The 20,353-nt window shown below is 67.7% G+C and carries 22 protein-coding genes and 1 pseudogene; 12 read left to right on the top strand and 11 right to left on the bottom strand.

Annotation, left to right across the window (positions count from 1 at the left end; genetic code table 11):
- Together LI94_RS13065 and LI94_RS13060 are read left to right on the top strand one after the other, a co-directional pair.
- Positions 1–658, top strand: a 658-nt coding sequence (locus LI94_RS13065; RefSeq protein ID WP_046301434.1) for a Rieske 2Fe-2S domain-containing protein, incomplete at its 5' end; no start/stop codon positions are given.
- Positions 655–993 carry a hypothetical protein gene (locus tag LI94_RS13060; RefSeq protein ID WP_024442821.1) on the top strand — a complete coding sequence of 113 codons (339 nt, stop codon included), beginning with the start codon at positions 655–657 and terminating at the stop codon, positions 991–993. The genes LI94_RS13065 and LI94_RS13060, both read left to right, overlap by 4 nt.
- 19 nt (positions 994–1,012) lie before the next feature.
- Here LI94_RS13060 and LI94_RS13055 read toward each other — a convergent pair whose 3' ends face one another.
- Positions 1,013–2,569 carry an NAD(P)/FAD-dependent oxidoreductase gene (locus tag LI94_RS13055; protein ID WP_024442820.1) on the bottom strand — a complete coding sequence of 519 codons (1,557 nt, stop codon included), beginning with the start codon at positions 2,567–2,569 and terminating at the stop codon, positions 1,013–1,015.
- Positions 2,570–2,636: 67 nt separating this feature from the next.
- Positions 2,637–3,221 carry a TetR/AcrR family transcriptional regulator gene (locus LI94_RS13050; protein WP_046301433.1) on the bottom strand — a complete coding sequence of 195 codons (585 nt, stop codon included), beginning with the start codon at positions 3,219–3,221 and terminating at the stop codon, positions 2,637–2,639.
- An 80-nt stretch (positions 3,222–3,301) separates the two neighbouring features.
- Here LI94_RS13050 and LI94_RS13045 point away from each other — a divergent pair, with 80 nt between their 5' ends.
- Positions 3,302–3,775 (top strand): DUF2834 domain-containing protein, encoded by a 474-nt coding sequence (locus LI94_RS13045; protein ID WP_046301432.1) that lies wholly within the window; start codon positions 3,302–3,304, stop codon positions 3,773–3,775.
- A 116-nt stretch (positions 3,776–3,891) separates the two neighbouring features.
- Positions 3,892–4,452 carry a TetR/AcrR family transcriptional regulator gene (locus tag LI94_RS13040; RefSeq protein WP_024442818.1) on the top strand — a complete coding sequence of 187 codons (561 nt, stop codon included), beginning with the start codon at positions 3,892–3,894 and terminating at the stop codon, positions 4,450–4,452.
- A gap of 4 nt (positions 4,453–4,456) precedes the next feature.
- Here the strand turns inward: LI94_RS13040 and LI94_RS13035 are convergent, their stop codons facing one another.
- The 5 genes from LI94_RS13035 to LI94_RS13015 are packed head-to-tail and all read right to left on the bottom strand — an operon-like array spanning position 4,457 to position 8,814.
- Positions 4,457–4,897, bottom strand: coding sequence for a DUF5078 domain-containing protein (locus LI94_RS13035; protein ID WP_024442817.1), 441 nt, complete (start codon positions 4,895–4,897; stop codon positions 4,457–4,459).
- On the bottom strand, positions 4,894–5,226 hold the full coding sequence (locus LI94_RS13030) for a DUF732 domain-containing protein (RefSeq protein ID WP_046301431.1): 333 nt from the start codon (positions 5,224–5,226) through the stop codon (positions 4,894–4,896). The genes LI94_RS13035 and LI94_RS13030 overlap by 4 nt, the downstream gene beginning before the upstream one ends.
- Positions 5,223–8,174, bottom strand: coding sequence for an MMPL family transporter (locus tag LI94_RS13025; protein WP_046301430.1), 2,952 nt, complete (start codon positions 8,172–8,174; stop codon positions 5,223–5,225). The genes LI94_RS13030 and LI94_RS13025 overlap by 4 nt, the downstream gene beginning before the upstream one ends.
- Positions 8,171–8,596: an MmpS family transport accessory protein gene (locus LI94_RS13020; protein WP_046301429.1), complete on the bottom strand. Its 426-nt coding sequence runs from the start codon at positions 8,594–8,596 to the stop codon at positions 8,171–8,173. Before LI94_RS13020 ends, LI94_RS13025 begins: the two co-directional genes overlap by 4 nt.
- Positions 8,593–8,814 carry a hypothetical protein gene (locus LI94_RS13015; protein ID WP_046301428.1) on the bottom strand — a complete coding sequence of 74 codons (222 nt, stop codon included), beginning with the start codon at positions 8,812–8,814 and terminating at the stop codon, positions 8,593–8,595. Before LI94_RS13015 ends, LI94_RS13020 begins: the two co-directional genes overlap by 4 nt.
- Positions 8,815–8,967: 153 nt before the next feature.
- Between LI94_RS13015 and LI94_RS13010 the strand changes: the two genes are divergently transcribed.
- Positions 8,968–9,525: a TetR/AcrR family transcriptional regulator gene (locus LI94_RS13010; RefSeq protein WP_046301438.1), complete on the top strand. Its 558-nt coding sequence runs from the start codon at positions 8,968–8,970 to the stop codon at positions 9,523–9,525.
- 12 nt (positions 9,526–9,537) lie between these two features.
- On the opposite strand, the gene serS is transcribed toward LI94_RS13010, so the two are convergent.
- The gene (gene serS, locus LI94_RS13005; RefSeq protein ID WP_046301427.1) at positions 9,538–10,800 is read right to left on the bottom strand and encodes a serine--tRNA ligase; all 1,263 of its coding nucleotides are present in this window, start codon (positions 10,798–10,800) and stop codon (positions 9,538–9,540) included.
- Between the two features lie 73 nt (positions 10,801–10,873).
- Between serS and LI94_RS13000 the strand changes: the two are divergent.
- The 3 genes and pseudogenes from LI94_RS13000 to LI94_RS12990 all read left to right on the top strand — a co-directional run.
- Positions 10,874–11,959 (top strand): annotated as a pseudogene (locus LI94_RS13000) (septum formation family protein); the annotation flags it as partial.
- Positions 11,960–11,988: 29 nt separating this feature from the next.
- Positions 11,989–12,339, top strand: a complete 351-nt coding sequence (locus LI94_RS12995) for a metallopeptidase family protein (protein WP_024442810.1) — start codon at positions 11,989–11,991, stop codon at positions 12,337–12,339.
- A gap of 59 nt (positions 12,340–12,398) precedes the next feature.
- Positions 12,399–12,587 (top strand): hypothetical protein, encoded by a 189-nt coding sequence (locus LI94_RS12990; protein WP_024442809.1) that lies wholly within the window; start codon positions 12,399–12,401, stop codon positions 12,585–12,587.
- Positions 12,588–12,590: 3 nt separating this feature from the next.
- Here LI94_RS12990 and LI94_RS12985 read toward each other — a convergent pair whose 3' ends face one another.
- Together LI94_RS12985 and pheA are read right to left on the bottom strand one after the other, a co-directional pair.
- Positions 12,591–13,280 carry a histidine phosphatase family protein gene (locus LI94_RS12985; protein WP_046301426.1) on the bottom strand — a complete coding sequence of 230 codons (690 nt, stop codon included), beginning with the start codon at positions 13,278–13,280 and terminating at the stop codon, positions 12,591–12,593.
- Positions 13,277–14,143 (bottom strand): prephenate dehydratase, encoded by an 867-nt coding sequence (pheA, locus tag LI94_RS12980; RefSeq protein WP_046301425.1) that lies wholly within the window; start codon positions 14,141–14,143, stop codon positions 13,277–13,279. The genes LI94_RS12985 and pheA overlap by 4 nt, the downstream gene beginning before the upstream one ends.
- A 133-nt stretch (positions 14,144–14,276) precedes the next feature.
- Between pheA and LI94_RS12975 the strand changes: the two genes are divergently transcribed.
- Entirely contained in the window at positions 14,277–15,116 is an 840-nt protein-coding gene (locus tag LI94_RS12975) for a DUF2470 domain-containing protein (RefSeq protein WP_046301424.1), read from the top strand.
- 89 nt (positions 15,117–15,205) lie between these two features.
- The gene (locus LI94_RS12970) at positions 15,206–15,958 is read left to right on the top strand and encodes a CPBP family intramembrane glutamic endopeptidase (protein WP_046301423.1); all 753 of its coding nucleotides are present in this window, start codon (positions 15,206–15,208) and stop codon (positions 15,956–15,958) included.
- Between the two features lie 24 nt (positions 15,959–15,982).
- Here LI94_RS12970 and LI94_RS12965 read toward each other — a convergent pair whose 3' ends face one another.
- Positions 15,983–18,325: a cellulase family glycosylhydrolase gene (locus LI94_RS12965; RefSeq protein ID WP_052739934.1), complete on the bottom strand. Its 2,343-nt coding sequence runs from the start codon at positions 18,323–18,325 to the stop codon at positions 15,983–15,985.
- Between the two features lie 260 nt (positions 18,326–18,585).
- Between LI94_RS12965 and LI94_RS12960 the strand changes: the two genes are divergently transcribed.
- Both LI94_RS12960 and LI94_RS12955 read left to right on the top strand, forming a co-directional pair.
- Positions 18,586–19,692: an LCP family protein gene (locus LI94_RS12960; RefSeq protein WP_125078662.1), complete on the top strand. Its 1,107-nt coding sequence runs from the start codon at positions 18,586–18,588 to the stop codon at positions 19,690–19,692.
- Between the two features lie 124 nt (positions 19,693–19,816).
- Complete coding sequence (locus LI94_RS12955; RefSeq protein WP_024442802.1) at positions 19,817–20,353, top strand: ferritin-like domain-containing protein; 537 nt, start codon at positions 19,817–19,819, stop codon at positions 20,351–20,353.

Raw genomic sequence — 20,353 nt, 5'->3', positions numbered from 1 at the left:
TGTGTATAAGAGACAGGCCTACGCCGAGCGGATGGCACCCGTGCTGGCTGCCGAGAAGGCGTCCTGGGCGCCGGCGGCCGGTCCGGCGATGATCGAGCCGCTGCGCTCCCTGTTCGAGCCGATCATGGCCCGCAGCAACGAGATCTGCGACGGTATCGGCTACCCGGTGGAGCTGGTGCTGGACGGGGAGGGCCACACCGAGACGGTGGTGCTGGACTTCCCCAAACGGATGGTGCGCGAGCCGATTCCCGGCGAGAAGTTCCGTTACGGCTTCGGCATTCCACCCGAACTGGTGCGGACCGTGCTGCGCGACGGCGAACCGGACTGGGTCAACACCATCTTCTTGTCCACCCGGTTCAGGGCGTGGCGGGTCGGCGGTTACAACGAATACCTGTACACCTTCTTCAAGTGCCTCACCGAGGACCGGATCGTTTACGCCGAAGGCTGGTTCGGCGAGAGCCACGACGACTCGGCGACCATCACCCTGGGCGACTGGCAGGTTCAGCGTCGCTGCCCGCACATGAAGGCCGACCTGTCGAAGTTCGGAGTGGTCGAGGGCGACATTCTGACCTGTAATCAGCACGGCTGGGAATGGGATCTCAAGTCCGGCCGCTGCCTGACCGCCAAGGGCCACGAATTGCGTTGCGAGAAGCTGTGACCGGCGGCTCCTACGACGACGGATTGGTCGTCCTGGATCGCCGGGCGATCACGTTGCGCCGCTATCACTTTCCCTCCGGTACTGCGAAGGTGATCCCGCTGTCGGCGATCCGCGGTTACCGCGCAGAGCCGCTGGGCATGCTGACCCACCGGTTCCGGATCTGGGGCAGCTCGGATCTGCGGCGCTGGCTGCCGCTGGACATCAAGCGCCCGACGCGGTCCGCCCTGATCACCCTGGAGCTGCACGGCGACCCGTGGCCGCAGCCGGCATTCACCCCGGCGGACCCGGACACGTTCCGGGCACTGCTCGACGAGCTGCTGGCGGCGCAGCGGTAATCGCCGCCCGCCGTGTCGCTCAGCGGTCGGCCAACACCTGGTGTGCGGCGTTGTAGCCCGGGATGAACGTGATCCCCGGCCCGCCATGACAACCCGCGCTCCCCAGATACAGTCCGGCCACCGGTAACGGCTGGCCGAGAAAGCCGCGCGGCCCGGGCCGGTTCGGGCCGATCTGGTCGGGATTGAGCAAGCCGTGGCAGTAGTCGCCGCCGGGCGCACCGAACATGGTTCCCATATGCCGCGGGGTGAAGGTGGTGTGCCGAGTGATGCTGCGCTCGAAATTCGGTGCCAGCCTGGTGATCTTGTCGATCACCCGCTGCCCCATCTCGACCTTCATCTCGCCGTAGTTGCCGTCTCCCTCGATGGGGAACCACAGCGCGAACGCCGACGCGGCGTGCTTGCCCGGCGGGGCCAGCTCGGGATCGTGCAGCGACGGGATCTGCAGCACCACGGTCGGATCGGCCGGGACGATACCGCGACGCGCCTCCTCCCACTGCTGCTGCACCTCTTCGGGCGTGCAGAAGATTCCCAGCGAAGCCTGCATGGCGGGGTTGTTGAGCGCCTCGTAGGGCGCGGTGAACACCGGCGCCTCGTCCAGCGCGAAATGCATCTGCAGGTAGCTGCCGCGATGGTCGGTGCGGGCGTAGCGGGCGCGCACATCCTCGGGGACCGAAGCCGCGTCGAGCAGTGCGGTGACGGTGATGTCGGGGGCGATCGCCGACACCACCACCGGTGCGTGCACGGTGTCGCCTGCTTCGGTGCGCACTCCGGCCACCGCCCCATCGGCGACCAGGATCTCCGCGACCGCGGCGCGCAGCCGCAGCTGTCCGCCCAGGCCGGTGAAGGTGTCGCACAGGTGCCCGGTGAGTGCGCCGATTCCGCCGCGCAACTTTTTCATCAGCACGGTGTTCTCGTCGGGCACACCCAGGCCGAAGGCCAGCGCCGCGGCACTGCCCGGGGTGGCGGGCCCGCGGTAGAGCGTGTTGACGGCCAACACGGTGAAGGAGCCGCGCAGCGCCGCGTGCTTCTCCCGGTCGGGCAGGTAACGATCCAGCACCTCGGTGACCGAGCCGAACAGCATGTCGTCAATAGCTGATCGCTCGAATTCATTTGCGGCGCAAGCATACATCTCGTCGAGCGATTTCGGCGCCCGACCCGCCTCGAAGCGGCCCAGCGCCCGGGTGGGCGCCTGACTCCAGGCCAGCAGGCCGGCCATGCCGTTGACCGCCTCGGCACCGTGCACCTCACTGAGGTGGGTGAACAGCTTCATCGGGTCGGTGTACTGGATCAGCGGGTCGTCGCCGACGCCGCGCATCGCCACCGACATGACCTCGAGGTCGATGCTCTCCAGTCCGTCGAGGCCCAGCTCCGCGCTGACCGCGGCCGACGTGGGGAACTGCACCGAGCCGGCGATCTCGAACCGATAGCCGTCGAACAGTTCGACCGTGGACGCCATCCCGCCGGCGTAGCGCCCGGCCTCCAGGCACACCGTGCGCAGTCCGGCGCGCTGCAGGATGAGCGCCGCGGCCAGGCCGTTGTGTCCGGCGCCAATGACGATCGCGTCGTAATCGGTCATCCATGGGCCCCTTCCCGCTTTCGGGGAACGCTGGCACGCGCGGATAGTTTTGTCAATATTGACGTAACTAGGGATCGGCCAGCGAGTCCAGCGCGGTACGGCACATTCGGGCCAGCTCGGCCAGCGAGCGGTCCGCACCCAGCATCCAGACCTCCATCGCGGCGAACACCGCAGCCGCGATGCAGCGAGACGTTACGGCCACGCGCAGGGGATCGGGCGCTGCATTGGACCCCGTGGCCCGCAGCCGCTCGGCGACCGCGTCCGCGAAATCGGTCTCCACCTGCCGGATATGGCGCACGATCCGCTCCGGATCGAGTTCCTCGGCACGCAGCGCGGCGATACGGGTCACCGCCTCGACGTCGTAGGGGAACGCGAAGATCGCCGCCTGGACCGCCTCGATCATCGGCTCGGCCGGCGGGCGGGCGGCCAGTGCGCTGCGGAACCACTGCAGTCCGGCGTCGTAATCGGCGAACAGCAGGTCGTGCTTGGAGGTGAAATGCCGATAGAAGGTCCGCAGGGACACCCCGGCGTCGGCGGCGATCTGCTCGGCGGAGGTGTCCTCCACGCCCTGCGCCAGGAAACGGACCAGTGCGGCCTGGCGCAACGCCTCGCGGGTGCGTTCGCTGCGGGCGGTCTGGGGCGCTCTGGGCATGCCGGTAAACGTACCCCAGCACCGGCGCACCAAAATTGTCATTATTGACAAAACTTGCAGCGCGTGATGAGACTGGCCGCATGACCTCGCTCATCGTGCATGCAGTGCTCGGCCTGGCGACCATCTGGTGGATCGTGGCGTCCAACCGCGCGGTCTTCGCGAAACCCGCTGCGGGCGGCGCCTTCTCACCCCTGGAGCTGGTGTACTACGCGATCGGCCTCGCCTCGATCGTGCTGGGCTGGTACTTCAACATCCGATTCGTCCAGGAGTATGCGCAGGGCCCCAACCACAATCCGATCTGGGGGCCGGGCAGCTGGACGCAGTACATCCAGCTGATGTTCACCAACCCGGCTGCCGGCTCGGCCAGCCAGGACTACACGATCATCAACGTCGTCCTGCTGCCGCTGTTCACCATCGTCGACGGCTATCGCCGTGGGCTGCGGCGCCCGTGGCTGTACTTCGTGTCGAGTCTGTTCACCAGCTGCGCGTTCGCCTACGCCTTCTACTTCGCCACCATCGAGCGCCAGCACCGGCATGCCAAGGCTGCGGCCTAGCGGCCGGCGACCCCGACCTCGCGCGCGGCGCCAGATATGATGTTGACCCGCAGCGACCGGCTCCGCCGGCGTTGCGATCACCGCTAAGCTGGGCCGCGTCGAGGAGGAGGAATGTCGTGGCCAAGCCGGTGGCGGCGCGCGGCTCCGCACGCGAGCGGGTGCTGCAGGCGGCCTTGGACCTGTTCATCGAGCACAGCATCGGTGGCACATCCATGCAGATGATCGCCGACCGGCTGGGCGTGAGCAAACCCGCTGTCTACTACCAGTTCCGGTCCCGCGATGACATCGTCGTCGCGCTGGTGGAACCGATGTTCGACGACATCGTCCGGGTCATCAAGATCGCCGAGGCCATGCCGACCCGGCAGGGCCAGCGCGACGTGACCGTCAGTGGCGTCGTCGAGCTCGCCGTCCGCTACCGGCGGCTCGCCTTCCTGTTCTACGACCGCGGCATGGAGCACGCGGTGCGGGCCCGCGACGACTTCATGGCCGTCAGCGACGCCGCGGCGGCCATCCTTCGGGGCCCGGATCCCGATGCCAGAACTCGGGTGATCACTACCACCCTGATGGCTGGAGCCTTCACCGCGGCAGCCGACCCAGAACTGGCAGACATCGCCGACGAACAGCTGCACGAGATCCTGCTGGACACGGCACGGCAGATCATGGCGTTACTGACCTAACGGGTCAGGTCCAGTTCCACACCCCCATGTCGGCAGCGGGGTACTGCGCGCACACGTCGGTGGCCCGGGCAGCGACCCCGTGGTTGTTGAAGAACAACTTGGCCCAGTTCGGCCACGCGAAAGCGAGCTTCTCGTAGTAGATGTCGGTGGCCAGGTTCTCCGAGTAGGCGCGACGGCCCGGGTAGTCCATGGAGTAGAACCAGTGAATCCGGTCCTGCACCGCCTCATGGACCTGCGGGGACTTGTTGTTGTAGTCGATCATGTAGCGCTCGTAATAGACCGGCGCGACATCGCGGGCGGCCGCCATGATCTGTTCGGCGGTACAGGTGGTGTGCAGCATCCGGTTGGGAATCGGAAAGTTCTCCGTGGCATCCGCCGACGCAGTCCCCGCCGCGGCCATTCCGGTCAGCAGCCCTACCGCCAGAGCCCAGCTCCTGCGGTTCATCGAATGCCTCCAGCCTGTTCCAGAATGATCAGCTTGTCGGGGCAGTAGGTGCTCAGCGCCGTACCCACGAATTGCCAGGCCTGCTGGGAGTCGACACCTTTGATGTTCTTGCTGACGAACGCCGCCGACTCGAAGGCGTCATGGTCGACGTCGTTGGTCAACCGTTTACAGGTGAGTTTGCCGATCCAGGCGTTGTAGTCGCGCGCCCCGTAGATGCCGTAGCCGTGCAATCGGCCGGCGAAGTCGGTGTCGACATCGGCGTGCGCGGGCACCGCGAGAAGGAGCGCCGCCGGTATCCCTGACAAGGCGCCTACCACTGCGGCCCTCATCGCCAACCTCCCCGATGCGCTCCACCGCCGGACCCCACGAGCTCGTCGCTAGGGTTGCGCTGCAACGGCGCCGGCCAGGGTGCGGGCTTGGGACGCAGTCGCGGCACCTGCGGCCACCAGAACCATTTACCGAGCAGAGTCGCGATCGACGGCGTCATGAACGAGCGGATGATCAGGGTGTCGAGCAGCAGCCCCAAGCCGATGGTGGTGCCCACCTGACCGATCACGCGCAGTTCGCTGATCGCCATCGTCATCATGGTGAAGGCGAACACCAGTCCCGCGGCGGTCACCACCGAGCCGCTGCCGCCCATCGCCCGGATCATGCCCGTGTGCAGACCGGCGTGGATCTCCTCGCGCAGGCGGGAAACCAGCAACAGGTTGTAATCGGCACCCACCGCCAACAGGATGATCACCGCCATCGCCATCACCATCCAGTGCACCTGCAGCCCGATGATGTTCTGCCACAGCAGCACTGACAGTCCGAAGGCGCTGCCGAGTGATACCACCACGGTGCCCACGATCACCAGCGCCGCCACCACGGCACGGGTGATGATCAGCATGATGATGAAGATCAGGCACAACGCCGCGACGCCCGCGATCATCAGGTCGTAATTGGAGCCCTCCTGCATGTCTTTGAACATCGCGGCGGTACCGCCGACGTAGATCTTCGAGCCCTCCCAGGGGGTGGTCTTGATGGCTTCCTTGGCAGCGAGCTTGATCGCGTCGATGTGCTTGATGCCGTCTGCGCTCAGTGGATCGCCCTCGTGGTTGACGATGAACCGCACGGCACGCCCGTCCGGCGACACGAAACTCTTCATGCCGCGCTGGAACTCGGCGTTGTCGAAGATCTCCGGCGGCAGGTAGAACGAGTCGTCGTTGCGGGCCTTGTCAAAGGCCTCCCCCATCGCGGCGGGATCCCCTTGGGCTTCCTGCGCCTGCTTGGCCAGTCCGCTCTGGGTGGCGTAGGTGGCCTGCATCATCGCCTTGGCGTTCGTCATCATCTGGATCATCGGCGGCATCAGCGTGAGCATCTGCGGCAGTTGCGCCGCCATCGCGTCCATGTCCGGAACGATCTGCTTGAAGTTGTCGGTCATGGTGTCGACACCATCCATGGCATCGAAGACCGACCGCAGCGAGTGGCAGACCGGAATATCGAAACAGTGTGGTTCCCAATAGAAGTAGCTGCGCATCGGCCGGAAGAAGTCGTCGAAGTCGGCGATCTTGTCGCGCAGTTCTTCGATGTCGTCGACCATCAGGTGCATCTTGCCGACCATGCGTCCCATGGTGGCGTTCATCTCCTCCATGAGCTCGATCATCTTCGTCATGGTGTCGATGTTGACCTGCATATCCTCTGCTTGCGCCAGCATGTCCGCCGCGCGATCCTCGTTGAACTTGCGGGTCATGTCCTGGCTGACGGCCTGCATGCCGAGCATGTAGCCGAAGGTGGAGTGTTCCATCGGAATACCCTGCGGCCGGGTTATGGACATGACGCGCGAGACACCCTCTACCCCGGTGACCCGCTTGGCGATTCGCTCGATCACCAGAAAGTCCCCGGAGTTTCGAATGTCGTGGTCTGTTTCGATCATGAGCATCTCGGGGTTCATCCGCGCGGAGGGAAAGTGCCGGTCCGACGCCAGGAACCCCTGGTTGGCGGGTAGATCCGCGGGCATGTAGGCGCGGTCGTTGTAGCCGGGCTTGTACCAGGGCAGGGCGAGGATGCCGACCAGCGCGGCCGCAGTCGCGGCGATCAGAATCGGCCCTGGCCAACGGCTCACGGCCGCACCGATTTTGCGCCAGCCGCGTCCCCTGTTGGCTCGCTTGGGTTCCAGCAGCGTGCCGAACCGCCCCGCCACCGCGATGACGGCGGACCCCATCGTCAGCGAGGTGATGACGACGATGGTCATGCCGATCCCCAGCGGAATCCCCAACGACTGGAAGTAGGGCAACCGGGTGAAGTGCAGGCACAACGTGGCGCCCGCAATCGTCATGCCCGAGCCGAGCACCACATGCGCCGTGCTGCGAAACATGGTGTAGTACGCCTGTTCCCGGTCCTCGCCCGCGCTGCGCGCTTCCTGATATCGGCCGATCAGGAAGATCGCGTAGTCGGTGGCTGCCGCGATGGCCAGTGTCACCAACAGACTGGTGGCGAAGGGCGACAGGCCGATCAGACCGTGATAGCCCAGGAACGCCACGATGCCCCGGGCCGACGCCAGCCCGGTCACCACCATCGCCAGCGCCAGCGCCACGGTGGTGATGGATCGGTAGACCGTCAGCATCATGGTGATGATGACGACGAACGTCAGAGACTCGATCATGTGCATGCTGCGGGTGCCGGCCTTGTCCTGATCGGCCGCCAGCGCCGCACCGCCGGTCACATACGCCTTCACACCCGGTGGCGCGGTGACACTGTCTACTGCTTGGTTGACCGCTCTGACCGATTCGTTGGCCAGCGCCTCACCCTGGTTTCCCGCGGTATAGATCTGCACGTACGCGCTCTTGCCGTCCGGGCTCTGGGCTCCGGCGGCGGTCAGGCGATCACCCCAGAAATCCTGGATGTGCTCGACATGGGTGGTGTCGGCCTTGAGCTTGGCGATGATCTGGTCGTAGTAATGGTGCGCATCGGCACCCAGCGGCTCGTCGCCCTCGAGGACCAGCATGACCGAGCTGTTGGAGGTGAACTCCTTGAACACCTCGCCTTGGCGTTTGACTGCGATCATCGAGGGCGCGTCGTCCGGGGTCATCTGGACCGCGGCCATTTCGGCGACCTTCTCCAGCTGGGGGACGGTCACGTTCGCGAGAACGATGATCCCGATCCAGCCCAGCATGATCGGAATAGCAAGGCGCCGGATCCATTTCGCGATCACGCCCGGCTTGGCGTAGTCAGCGGCAACCGCGGGGATGGTCTCGGTGGGCGCCTCGGGCGGGAAGTTGTCCGTAGAAGTGCTCATGCAGATTTCACCAAGCAGAAGGTCAGGGCGCTGACGCCGGTGGCGGTTCTCTCGTCTTTGAGCTCGTTGTCGATGCTGATGCGGCAACCCAGGGTGGAGCCTTTGCCCTGCGCGTAGAGGTTCGGCGATACCGCGGACAGCGTGGTGCTCAGGGTCACCGACCAGGGCAGTGTGGCGGCGTCGACGTGCTGGGGCCTGCTGTCGAGGTCGAGGTATCTGATGTCGGCAGTCGCGCCGGGTTCACCGAAGACCTCGTAGGTGACGACCTTCGGGTTGTACGGCTTGGTGTCGTCGACCTTGGTGCTGATGAGGTTGGAACTCTCGCCGCCGAAGTAGGTGCGCAGCCGCAGCACGGTCAGCGTCCCGAGCACCACCACCACCACCATGAGCAGCGGCATCCACGCCCGCCGCAGCGCCTTCATCGAATGGACCCGGTCTGGCCGCCGGCCTTGCTGACCACTACCAGGACATGGGTGTCGGCCGCGAACCGATTCGCGGTGGCGCCCAGTTCGGCGATCGCATCGAACAACGGGTGGTCACCGGCCACGATCTCCGGCGCGTCAACCACATAAGCCGTGACGCCCGGGGACAACGTGGCCTGATCGGAGCGGGAAAGCCTGTGCACCTGTGGGTTCAGCATCGGCGACGCCCTTTCTGTCCAGATCTGCGGTTAAGCGTGACGGAAAGCCAAGTTATACGATCAGTAAAGTACAATCAAGCAATCGGTCAGCACAACCGTGCGGCGTGGCTCACGTCCGTGAACGGTCGACTCCGACAGCTGGGAGACATGGGAGTGGCGAAGACGATGGCGCCGCGGGGATTCGCGCGGGAGCGCGTATTAGAGGCCGCGCAAGGACTGTTCGCCGAGCATGGGGTGAGCGGTACCTCGCTGCAGATGATCGCCGACCGATTGGGCGTCAACAAGTCCGCGGTGTACTACCAATTCCACTGCAAGGACGACATCGTGGTCGAGGTGTTTCGCCCGGTGTTCGAGGACATCGCCCGGGTGGTCGCTATCGTCGAGGCCATCGACTCCCGCGAGGTTCAGCGCGAGGCCGCCATCAGCGGCATCATCGAACTGGCGGTGCGGCACCGTCGCACCACGGCCCTGGTCCACACCGATCCCGCCGTGGTGGGAGTCGTCGAGGCCATCGGAGACTTCCGGGACGCCTCCCGGCGCTTGCAGACCATCCTGGCGGGACCACAGCCCGACCCGGCCACCCTCATCGCGATCGCGGTCCTGGTGCCCGGAATTCTCGGCGCGGCAGCCGATCCCGCGGTGTCGGACATCCCCAACGAAGAACTGCACCGGATGCTGTTGGACTGCTCGCGGCGGCTCTTCGCCACCTGACGCGGATGCCGGTCAGGAGCCGGACGGCTCCAGCACCTCCACGCCGACGTAGGGCACCAGCGCCTGCGGCACCCGCACACTGCCGTCGGGCTGCTGGTGGTTCTCCAGGATCGCCACCAGCCACCGGGTGGTGGCCAGGGTGCCGTTGAGCGTGGCCGCGGTCTGCGGCTTGCCGTTCTCGTCGCGATAGCGGGTGGCCAGCCTGCGCGCCTGGAAGGTGGTGCAGTTCGACGTCGACGTCAGCTCCCGGTAGGTGCCCTGGGAGGGCACCCACGCCTCACAGTCGTATTTGCGGGCGGCCGAGGACCCGAGATCGCCTGCGGCCACGTCGATCACCCGGTAGGGCACCTCGATGCGGGCCAGCATCTCGCGCTGCCAGCCGAGCAGCCGGTCGTGTTCGGCTTCGGCGTCCTCGGGCCGGCAGTAGACGAACCCCTCGACCTTGTCGAACTGATGCACCCGAATGATGCCGCGGGTGTCCTTGCCGTAGCTGCCGGCCTCCCGGCGGAAGCACGACGACCACCCCGCGTAGCGCAGCGGCCCGCCCGACAGGTCGAGGATCTCGTCGGAGTGGTAGCCCGCCAGCGGCACCTCGGAGGTGCCCACCAGATAGAGGTCGTCGGCCTCGAGTCGGTACACCTCGTCGGCGTGCGCACCCAGAAATCCGGTGCCGGACATGACTTCGGGACGGACCAGCGACGGCGTGATCATCGGGGTGAACCCGTTGTCGACGGCCAGTCGCACGGCCAGCTGCAACAGACCCAGCTGCAGCAGCGCGCCCCGGCCGGTCAGGAAGTAGAACCGCGAACCGGAGACCTTGGCTCCGCGTCCCATGTCGATCAGACCCAGCGCCTCGCCGAGCTCGAGGTGGTCGCGCGGGTTCTCGATGGCCGGCGGCTCGCCCACCACGTCGAGCACCGCAAAGTCGTCCTCGCCGCCGGGGGGCACGCCGTCGATCACCACGTTGGCGATCGCCATGTGCGCAGCCGTGAACGCCGTCTCGGCCTCGCCCTGGGCGGTCTCGGCGGCTTTGACCTGCTCGGCCAGCTCCTTGGCCCGGGCCAGCAGGGCGGGGCGCTCCTCGGGCGAGGCCGCCCCGACCGACCGGCTGGCGGTCTTCTGTTCGGCACGCATCGAGTCCGCGGCCGCGATGGCGGCACGACGTGCGGTGTCGGCAGCCAGCAAGGCGTCCACCAGGGCCGGGTCCTCGCCGCGACCCACTTGGGAGCGGCGGACACGGTCGGGATCTTCACGCAGCAGCTTCAGGTCGATCACGGCAAAACCCTACAACCTGGCCGGCGGCATCACTTTCGCATCATTTGTCACGCGCTCGCGGCTGCCTGTCAGAATGGACGCGATGTCAGAGGCAGCCGACCAGGAGAATCCACCCGCCAAGCGGGTGTCTTGGCGACGCACGCTCCAGGCCGCCCCGACGCGCCGCGCTCTGTTGCTGACCGCGCTGGGCGGGCTGCTGATCGCCGGTCTGATCACCGTGGTGCCCGTCGTCGGCGACGGCACCGGCGGGCTGCTGGGCCGTCTGAACGCCGAGCCGGCACCGGGAACGGGCGGCAAGGGCGCCGGGCCGGGACTGGGGCTGGGCACGGTCAAGGGCAACGAGGCGATCGACCACGCCGTCGCCGGCGACTGCCTGAACTGGCCGGACAACGACTTGGACGCGGCGACGATCGTCAGCTGCGCCGACGAGCACAAATTCGAGGTCGCCGGCCCGGTGGACATGAAGATGTTCCCCGGTGCCGAGTACGGCCCGGATGCCCCGCCGCCGTCGATGGCCCGCATCGAGCAGATCACCCAGGAACAGTGCGAGTCGTCGGTGCGCCGTTACCTCGGCGCCAAGTTCGACCCGCACAGCAAGTTCGTCGCCAGCATGCTGTGGGCAGGCGAACGCGCGTGGCGCCAGCATGGTGAGCGCCGGATGTTGTGCGGACTGCAACTGCCGGGCGTGGGCGGCCAGCAGACCGCGTTCGTCGGCAAGATCGCCGACATCGACCAGTCCAAGGTCTGGCCGCCGGGCACCTGCCTGGGCATCGATCCGGCCACCAACCAGCCCAACGACGTTCCGGTGGACTGCGCGGCGCCGCATACCAAGGAGGTCACCGGCACGGTCAACCTGGCCGAACGGTTCCCCGACGCGCTACCGCCCGAGCCCGAGCAGGATGCGTTCATCAAGGAGTCCTGCACCCGGCTCACCGACGCCTACCTGGATCCGGTGCAGCTGCGCGACACGACGCTGACATTGACCTACGCCACGGTCTCGCTGCCGAGCTGGGCGGCCGGCAGCCGCGAGGTGGCGTGCAGCCTGGGCGCCACCCTGGGCAACGGTGGCTGGGCGGCGCTGATCAACAGTGCCCGCGACTCGCTGCTGATCAACGGCCAGCCTCCGATTCCGCCGCCGTCGATTCCCGCGGAGCGGCTGAACCAATTGCCCGCGGGTAGCCAACCGCGGTGAGTGTCCAGATGGACCCAGGCCGGTTCGACGATCTGGTCTCCGACGCGCTGGATCTGATTCCGCCCGAGTTGGCCGCCGCCTTCGACAACGTCGTGATCCTGGTGGCGGACCGCAACGCCGAGGAGCCCGACCTACTCGGCCTCTATGAAGGGGTGGCGCTGACCGAGCGCGATTCGAGCTACGCGGGGTCGCTGCCGGACACCATCACCATTTACCGGGATGCACTGCTGGAGATGTGCGAGTCCGACGATCAGGTCGTCGACGAGGTCCGGATCACGGTGATCCACGAGATCGCCCATCACTTCGGTATCGACGACGACCGGCTGCACGAATTGGGCTGGAGCTGACGGTGCCCGGCGCGGCGCGGCACAACGACCTTGTCGGCGCGCAGTGCTATGAACGATCCATGGATGACCACTGCCGAGACTGCCGGGCGGAGCTGGAGCACTGCCACGGCACACTCATCCACCACGTTCACCAGATCGCGGAGTGCACCGAGGAGGGTTGCGCCGGTGAGGTGCTGCCGCACTCGTTCGCCCTCGATTGCGAGGCGGTGGGGTGCCGCTGCGCCGAGGTGTACGCGCTGGCGGTCTAGCTGTTAGCCCATCGGGTCGGTGTCGGATCGCAGCGCGTCGCCGACCGGGTCCGGATGCGGTTCGGGATAGAACGGCGGCGTCAGCGAGCCCCACTGCACACAGCTCCATCGGCCGTCGGTGATCGGAGCCAGTACCACGGCGGTGGCGTTCTCCAGGTGGTTGTCCAGTACGAAACCGCCGTCCACACCCGCCAGCGTCGCGGCCGCCAGCCGGATCGCCGCGCCGTGGCTGACCACGACGATGTCCCCGGTCCAGTCGTCATCGTCGAGATAGCGCAGCCGTAGGTCGGTGACGACCGGCAGGTAGCGGTCGAGCACCTGTTCGGCCGACTCCCCGCCGGGCAATGCGACTCCGGGCTCGCCGGAGTGCCAGCGCTGATAGATCGCGTTGAACTCGGCGATCGCGTCGTCGTCGCTGCGGTTCTCCAGCGCGCCGGCCTGCACCTCGTGGATGCCCTCGAGGGCGCGGGCGGTGACCCCGAGCCGGCCGCTGATCTCGGCGGCGGTCTGAACCGCACGGGCGGCCACCGAATGGGCGACCAGCATCGGACGGTAGCCGCCCTCGGCGGCAAAGGCCCTTGCCTGATCACGTCCCAGCGGAGTCAGGTCCGATCCCGGCGGGCGGGTGTCGAGCCGGCGGTCGACGTTGCCGTAGGACTGGCCGTGGCGCAGCAGCACCAGTCGGCCGCTCATGACCCCACCCCGCAGCGGCCCCCGGGCTCGATCGGCCAGGAACCCAGGTAGCGGACGTCGGCGCCGCTGCGGCGCAGGGCCTGCAGTGCCTCGGCGACCGCTTCGTCATCGAGGTGTCCGACGCAGTCCAGGAAGAACAGATACGTGCCCAGCTCGGTGCGGGTCGGGCGGGACTCGATGCGAGTCAGATCGATGCTGCGACTTCCGAACTCGGCCAGGGCCGCCGCCAGGGCTCCGGGCGCGTTGTCCAGGCGCAGTACCACCGACGTGCGGTCGGCGCCGGTGCGCGTCGGCGGCGGCGCGGGGGCACCCACCAGCACGAAGCGCGTGCGGGCGTTGGGCTCGTCGATGACGCCCTCGGCCAGGGTGACCAACCCGCGCTGTTGGGCAGCCAGCGCGGTGCTCACCCCGGCATCGACCTCACCGTCGTAGACCTGCTGCGCCGCAGCGGCATTGGAGTTGGCGGGCACGGTTTGGGCCCCGGGCAGGTGCTCGGCCAGCCAGCGCCGCACCTGGGCGCCTGCCACCGGATGGGCGGCCACCGTGCGAATCTCCCTCTCGCCGCGACCCGGTGCGACGACGATCGAGAACCGGACATCCAAGGTGGTTTCGGCGAATATCTGCAACGGAGACCCGACCGCGAGTCCGTCCAGAGTGGGCGTCACCCCGCCCTCGATCGAGTTCTCGATCGGCACACACGCGTAGTCGACGGCGCCGGAGCGCACCGCCTCGAGAGCGGCCGGCGTGCTCTCGGCCGGCACCGGTTGAAGGTCTGCGCCGGGAACCCGTCCGGCGCCGGTCAAGGCGAGCAGCGCCGCTTCGGTAAAGGTCCCCGCCGGGCCCAGATAGCTGATGCGGGTCACCGGACAACCCTATCGGCCGCCACCGGCCGGCGCGCTCACCGGCGGCGCCCGGGTGAGCTCATTCCGCAATTTCCTGTTGCGCCCACCCCGGTCATTAATTAAGTTAGCCTTACCTCACTTCGAAAGGTGATCGATGGCCACGACCACAGCAGCAACCGTCCCGACGTCCGCCGAGCGGATTCGCAGCGCCTGTATCCGGGGTCAAGCGCTCCTGGCGATCGCCGACGCCGCCGACGCCGCGCCGGTCAATGCGCCGGTCTGCCACCTGCTGCGGGACGGTTCGCTGGTGGTCGCGGTCCCGATCGGGGACCCGGTCGCGCAGGCCGCCGCCGACTCCGGTGTGCAGGCGATGCTCGAGCTGACCGATCACGCGCCGTTGCGGCTGCGCGAAAGAGTGCGTGCGCTGGCCTGGATCCGGGGACTTCTGCGCCCGGTGCCCGACCGCGAGATCTCCGCGCTGCTCGACCGGATCGCGGCGGTCGACCCCAACCCTGCTCTGCTGCAAGTCGTCTCACCGCGTTCGGCATCGCACTCCCGCGATGTGGGTGCACCCGACGACAACGATTCCGACATCGACTACGCGCTGCTGCGGCTGACACCCGAGTCGGCGGTGCTGGCCGACGCCACCGGAGCCGAGGCGGTCGACGTGCACGAGCTGCTGGCGGCCCGCCCCGATCCGTTCTGCGCGATCGAAGCGCATTGGCTGCAGCACCTCGACTCGGCGCATCCCGACATGGTCGCCCGGCTCGCCGCCGCCAAACTGCCGCCGCAGCTGCGCCGCGGTCAGGCCCGCCCGCTCGCCGTCGATCGCTACGGCATGTGGCTGCGGGTGGAGGCCCCCGAAGGTGACCGCGACGTGCGACTGAGCTTCCCGCACCCCGTCAACGATGTGACCGGTCTCAACCGGGCGGTACGCGCACTGATGGGCTGCCCCTTTCTCAACGGGCTGCAGGCCCGGCGCCAGGCGCGGTAGCAGATCGACGCCATCAGCCCGCGGCGATTGCGAGCGCAGCGGAACCGGGCGCAGCAGATCGGCGCCATAAGCCCCGCTACCGTGGCGAGGTGACCGAGCTCCAGCCCCAGCGACGCGCCCTGCGGCTGGAGATCGTTGTGGTCCTGGCGGTCACCTACGGGCTGAGCGCCGTCACCGCCATGCTGCAGCTGGCCGATGCGGTGTTGCGCGACCTCGGCGCCCAGCGGATCCCCCTCAACCCGCGCCGGTCCTATTTCGACCTGATCGACCTCGGTCTCAACGCCGCCTGGGCGGCGCAGCTGATCGCGTGGGGTGCACTGGCGCTGTACCTGCTGTGGCGCAGCGGATTCGGGCCCGCCCGCATCGGACTCACTCGGTGGCCCCGCCGCAGCGACCTGGCCGGCGGCCTCGGCCTGGCCGCCCTGATCGGGCTGCCCGGCCTGGGCCTGTACCTGCTGGCACGAACCCTGGGTCTCAACGCCGACGTCATTCCCGCAGCGATCAACGACACCTGGTGGCGCGCTCCGATGCTGGCGTTGATCGCCTTCGCCAACGCGTTCGCCGAGGAAGTGATCGTGGTCGGCTACCTGCTGACCCGGCTACGGCAGCTGCGGGTTTCGCCGTGGGTGGCGCTGGCCTGCTCCGCCCTACTCCGTGGCGCCTACCACCTCTATCAAGGTTTCGGCGCTGGGCTGGGCAATATCGCCATGGGCCTGGTGTTCGGCTACACCTGGCAGCGCACCGGACGGCTGTGGCCGCTGGTCCTGGCGCACGCCCTGATCGACACCGTGGCGTTCGTCGGATACGCCCTGTTCGCCGACCAGCTGGGCTGGCTGCGCTGACCGCTACGGCGGCCGGCGCAGACCTCAGCCCACCGCCCGAGTCACCGTGACGGTGATCGTGCTGGCGCCGGCGTTGGATCCGATGACCAGGACCGCAGCGTTGTCCGCCGAGACCACCTGACCGCCGGTCACGCTGACCTGGTAGCCGTTCGGGAACTGGACATCCGGGATCGAGATCTGAGTCTGCGACCCGGCGTCGAAGTTGCCCGAGCCGTCGGCCATCGCCGTGGAGTAGCTGAAGGAGAAGACGCCGCCGGAGAACGACCAGCTGTTCGGGATTCCGGCGATCACCTGCGGGTAAGGCTGCGCCAGAGTCGCAACGATGGCCTCGTCGACGTTGTCGCCGACCGGCGGCAGGTTGGTGTTGTGCACCAACGAGCCGGCCTCGTTGGTGTAACCCCAGTACAGCCAGCCGAATCTGTGCGAGTCGATCGAGTTGAGCTGGCTGGTGATGGTGTCGGTGTTGTGGGTGGCGCCGAACTCGGTGACCACCGCCGGAACGTCGTAGCGGTCGATGAAGCGCTGGGCACCTTCCATCATCATCCCGTCCCACAGTGAGCAGCCGAAAGCGCTGCCACCGCCCAGGGCGTCGAAGATGCAGTAGTCGTGGAAGGCGAACACCGAGTTGTCGTCGTCGACCGGACGCAGGTTGGTGAGCGCGGTCGCGTTGCCGAACAGCACGTTGGGCTCGTAGTACACCGTGGTGTTCGGGTCGACCGACCGGATCGCCGAGGTCACCTGGTCGTAGAACGGGGTCAGCGTCTCGCGGTCGAAGTGCGCGTTGCCGAGGAAGCTGCCCAGCCACGACGTACCCGGCCACGGCTCGTTCATGATCTCGTAGCCGGCCACGCCCGGGGTGCCGCCCAGGTAGTCGGCGGTGACCTGCCACATCCGGGAGTAGTGGTTCAGCAGCCCGGCTCCGTCCACCTTCTCGTTGGACCAGAACGCATCCCACGCCTGGTTCTGCGCGGGGTTGAGCGCGTAGGCGAACGGGAACGGCTGGGTGGGGTCATTGTCGGCCGGGTTGAATATCGTCGCCCAGTCCGGCGCGCCGTGGCCACCGATCTCCTCGCTGTAGAGGTCCTGGTGCATGTCGATCACGCTGACGATGCCGTGCGCCTTGAGGGTCTCGATGGTCTCCTTGACCGAGTCGAGGTAGGCGAAGTTGTACACCCCGGGCTGCGGCTCGATCTCAGACCAGTACACGCCCAGCCGCACCGCGGTAAAGCCGTTGGCGGCCAGGAAAGCCGCGTCGTCGTCGCCGAAGCCGTTCCCGCCGGGCGAGAACGGCGGTGACTTGTACACCTGGTTGACACCCTGCAGGATGACCACCCGGCCGTCCTGGTCGACGATCCAGTTGCCGGCGGTTCCGAGTTCGGCCGGTGCCCTCTCCGGAGCTCCGTCGAGCGTGCCGAAGTGGCCCACCGCGCCGTGGGCGCCCAGCGATCCGGCGAGGCCGCCGGCCCCGCCCAGCGCGGGCAGGTCGCCCTGACCCAGGTAGACGCCGTTGCCGCCGTCCCCGCCGGTGCCACCGCCGCCGAACCAGATCGAACCGTTTCCGCCGTCACCGCCGTTGCCGCCGAGATGGGTGCCGTCACCGCCGTCGCCACCCGCACCGCCGATACCGAGCATCCAGCCGCGCCCGTCGCCACCGGCCCCGCCGATGCCGCCATTTACGCCGTCGCCACCGGCGCCGCCGGCGCCCCCGACCCCCATGTACCACCCGCCGACTCCGCCGACACCACCGCTGCCGCCTTCGCCGCCGTCACCACCGGCGCCACCGTTGCCGAAGAACCCGGCCGCTCCTCCGGCCCCACCGGTACCACCGACCTCGCTGTTGTCCCAGCCCGCCCCGCCGTCGCCGAACAACCAGCCGCCCGCACCACCGGCGGCATGCTCCGCCGTACCGTCCGCACCATCGCCGATCATCAGGCCCAGGCCCAGCACCCCACTGATCTGGTTGGACACCTCGATGACCGGCGCCATCAACGGGTTGCCGACCAACCAGTCGATACCGGTGTAGAGCGGGCTGTAGACCCAATTCTGGACCAGCGCCGCAACGTCGGGATAGAGCAGGCTCTCCAGGCTCGACGACGCAGCCGCCGAACCGGCCAGCAGGCCATCCCAGTTCGTCGCGGAGGCGAACGCATCCCAGGCCGCAGGGCTGAACACCGCATCCCAGTCCAGGCCGCCGGCAGTCGTGTCCATGAACGGGGCCAGTACCTGCTCGAACACGGCCTCGAAGCCCTCGGCGGCCGCCACCGGTGCCGACGCCAGCGGCAGCACCCCGAACGCCAGAAACGCCCCCGCTGCCGTACCCAGGCCGGCAACCCGGCGGTTCCGCTTCGTGCTGCACTGACGAGTCATCTGTGGGTAGACCTCTCTTCATGACTGGGCCGTGACCGGCGTGGTCAAGATAACGATCCCTTCGGAAAATTACTAACAAAAGCTGAGAACAACGCGGGTGTGGACCGGCGCACCGGGAAGGCTCTACGTCCACCGCTGCGCCGGCCCGGGCCCGGGAGATCGCCTCCGCGCTGCTCGATACGTAGATTGGGCGGGTGAACGGTGATCGCGGGCCGGGTCCGCCCTGGCGCCCCCCACCGCCGCGTCGTGAACCGCCGCCGATGTTGTATCGCGACCCCCGTGGCCGGCCGGTCTCGCCGCCGCCTCGGGCGATCTGGAGGCCAGCGGCGCCCCCCGCGCCGCCACCTCCGCCCGCGCCGCGGCCGCCGGCGGCGCGCGCACCTGCGCCGCGTCCCCCCGCTGCGCGCCGGCGGAGATCGTGGCCACGTCGTCTGTTGGCGCTCGCCGCGCTGGCGGCCTTGCTCGCCACCGCGTCCCTGGTAGGCGCCGCGGCCTGGCTCGACACCGCGCTGCAACGCACCGCGGCGTTCTCCGGTTATGCCGACCGTCCGCCGCCGGCCCGCGGGACGACGTGGCTGCTGGTCGGTTCGGACAGCCGCGCTGACCTCTCTGCCCAGGAGCAGCAGACCCTGAGCACCGGCGGGAACCTCGGCAGCGGACGCACCGACACGGTGTTGCTGGTCCACCTGCCCAGCCCGGGATCCGGGTCGCCAGCCACGGTGGTATCCCTGCCGCGCGACTCCTACGTCACGATCCCGGGCTACGGCAAAGACAAGATCAACGCCGCCTACACCCTCGGTGGCGCCCCCCTGCTGACCCGGACTGTGGAGCAGGCCACCGGCCTGCGGCTGGACCACTATCTCGAGATCGGATTCGGCGGCTTCGCCGCGCTCGTCGATGCCCTGGGCGGCGTCACGTTATGCCCGGACGAACCGATCGACGACCCCCTGGCGGGACTGAATCTGCCGGCCGGCTGTCAGACGGTCGCCGGTAGGGCCGCCCTGGGCTACGTCCGCAGCCGGGCCACGCCGCGCGCCGACCTGGACCGGATGGCCCATCAGCGGCTGTTCCTGTCGGCACTGCTGGCCCGGGTCGCCGATCCCGCCGTGTGGCTCAATCCGCTGCGCTGGTACCGCGTGCCGAGCGCCGCCGCACGCGCGGTGACGGTGGACGACGGCACCGGCGTGGTCGATCTGGCGGCCCTGGGGTGGGCGCTGCGCGGTACCACCACCATGCTGACCGTGCCGATCGGCGAGTTCGTCTGGACCGAGGCCGGCGACGCGGTGGTATGGAACGACGCCGAAGCCACCCAGCTATTCGACGCATTGCGTCGCGATACACCACCCGAATCGGGCACCGACAATTAAGTCAAACCTGATTTCCGACGCGATTTCGCCATTTCAGCGTACCCTATCTTTACTTAGGCAAAGCTGACCTGACTAAGCATCACCTTGGATGCAAACCCGCTCTGACCAGGGTAGTGTCGCGGTCATGATCGAGAACGACAGCCACAAGACGAAATTTCACGCACTGCTTCAAGAGCAGATCTACCACGAATTCACCGCCGCCCAGCAATACGTCGCGGTCGCCGTTTATTTCGACGGCGAGGATTTACCACAATTGGCGAAGTTCTTTTACGCCCAGGCCGTCGAGGAACGCAACCACGCGATGATGCTGGTGCAGTACCTGCTCGACCGCGACATCCGCGTCGAGATTCCCGGCGTCGACCCGGTGCGCAACCAATTCGACACACCGAGGGATGCGCTGGCCCTGACGCTGGAGCAGGAGCGCACCGTTACCGAGCAGATCAGCCAACTCACCACTGCCGCGCGCGACGAGGGAGACCACCTCGGCGAACAGTTCATGCAGTGGTTCCTGCGCGAACAGGTTGAGGAAATGGCCGTGATGACCCGGCTGCTCCGAGTCGCCGACCGTGCCGGGCACAACCTGTTCGAGTTGGAGACCTTCATCGCACGCGAGGTCACGGTGAGCCAGGAAGCCGGCGCACCGCGAATCGCCGGCGGGTAA

Source organism: Mycobacterium sp. UM_Kg27 (assembly GCF_000972905.1).
Classification (GTDB): Bacteria; Actinomycetota; Actinomycetes; order Mycobacteriales; family Mycobacteriaceae; genus Mycobacterium.
The sequence above is the reverse complement of the archived record's forward strand: the minus strand, read 5'-3'. Positions and strand labels throughout refer to the sequence as shown.

What these genes read in the sequence shown, in the direction of transcription:
- LI94_RS13055 (WP_024442820.1), bottom strand. Translation starts at nt 2,569, where the DNA reads ATGACCGATTACGACGCGATCGTCATTGGCGCCGGACACAACGGCCTG.
- LI94_RS13050 (WP_046301433.1), bottom strand. Translation starts at nt 3,221, where the DNA reads ATGCCCAGAGCGCCCCAGACCGCCCGCAGCGAACGCACCCGCGAGGCG.
- LI94_RS13045 (WP_046301432.1), top strand. Translation starts at nt 3,302, where the DNA reads ATGACCTCGCTCATCGTGCATGCAGTGCTCGGCCTGGCGACCATCTGG.
- LI94_RS13035 (WP_024442817.1), bottom strand. Translation starts at nt 4,897, where the DNA reads ATGAACCGCAGGAGCTGGGCTCTGGCGGTAGGGCTGCTGACCGGAATG.
- LI94_RS13030 (WP_046301431.1), bottom strand. Translation starts at nt 5,226, where the DNA reads ATGAGGGCCGCAGTGGTAGGCGCCTTGTCAGGGATACCGGCGGCGCTC.
- LI94_RS13025 (WP_046301430.1), bottom strand. Translation starts at nt 8,174, where the DNA reads ATGAGCACTTCTACGGACAACTTCCCGCCCGAGGCGCCCACCGAGACC.
- LI94_RS13020 (WP_046301429.1), bottom strand. Translation starts at nt 8,596, where the DNA reads ATGAAGGCGCTGCGGCGGGCGTGGATGCCGCTGCTCATGGTGGTGGTG.
- LI94_RS13015 (WP_046301428.1), bottom strand. Translation starts at nt 8,814, where the DNA reads ATGCTGAACCCACAGGTGCACAGGCTTTCCCGCTCCGATCAGGCCACG.
- LI94_RS12990 (WP_024442809.1), top strand. Translation starts at nt 12,399, where the DNA reads ATGGATGACCACTGCCGAGACTGCCGGGCGGAGCTGGAGCACTGCCAC.
- LI94_RS12985 (WP_046301426.1), bottom strand. Translation starts at nt 13,280, where the DNA reads ATGAGCGGCCGACTGGTGCTGCTGCGCCACGGCCAGTCCTACGGCAAC.
- LI94_RS12975 (WP_046301424.1), top strand. Translation starts at nt 14,277, where the DNA reads ATGGCCACGACCACAGCAGCAACCGTCCCGACGTCCGCCGAGCGGATT.
- LI94_RS12965 (WP_052739934.1), bottom strand. Translation starts at nt 18,325, where the DNA reads ATGACTCGTCAGTGCAGCACGAAGCGGAACCGCCGGGTTGCCGGCCTG.
- LI94_RS12960 (WP_125078662.1), top strand. Translation starts at nt 18,586, where the DNA reads ATGTTGTATCGCGACCCCCGTGGCCGGCCGGTCTCGCCGCCGCCTCGG.
- LI94_RS12955 (WP_024442802.1), top strand. Translation starts at nt 19,817, where the DNA reads ATGATCGAGAACGACAGCCACAAGACGAAATTTCACGCACTGCTTCAA.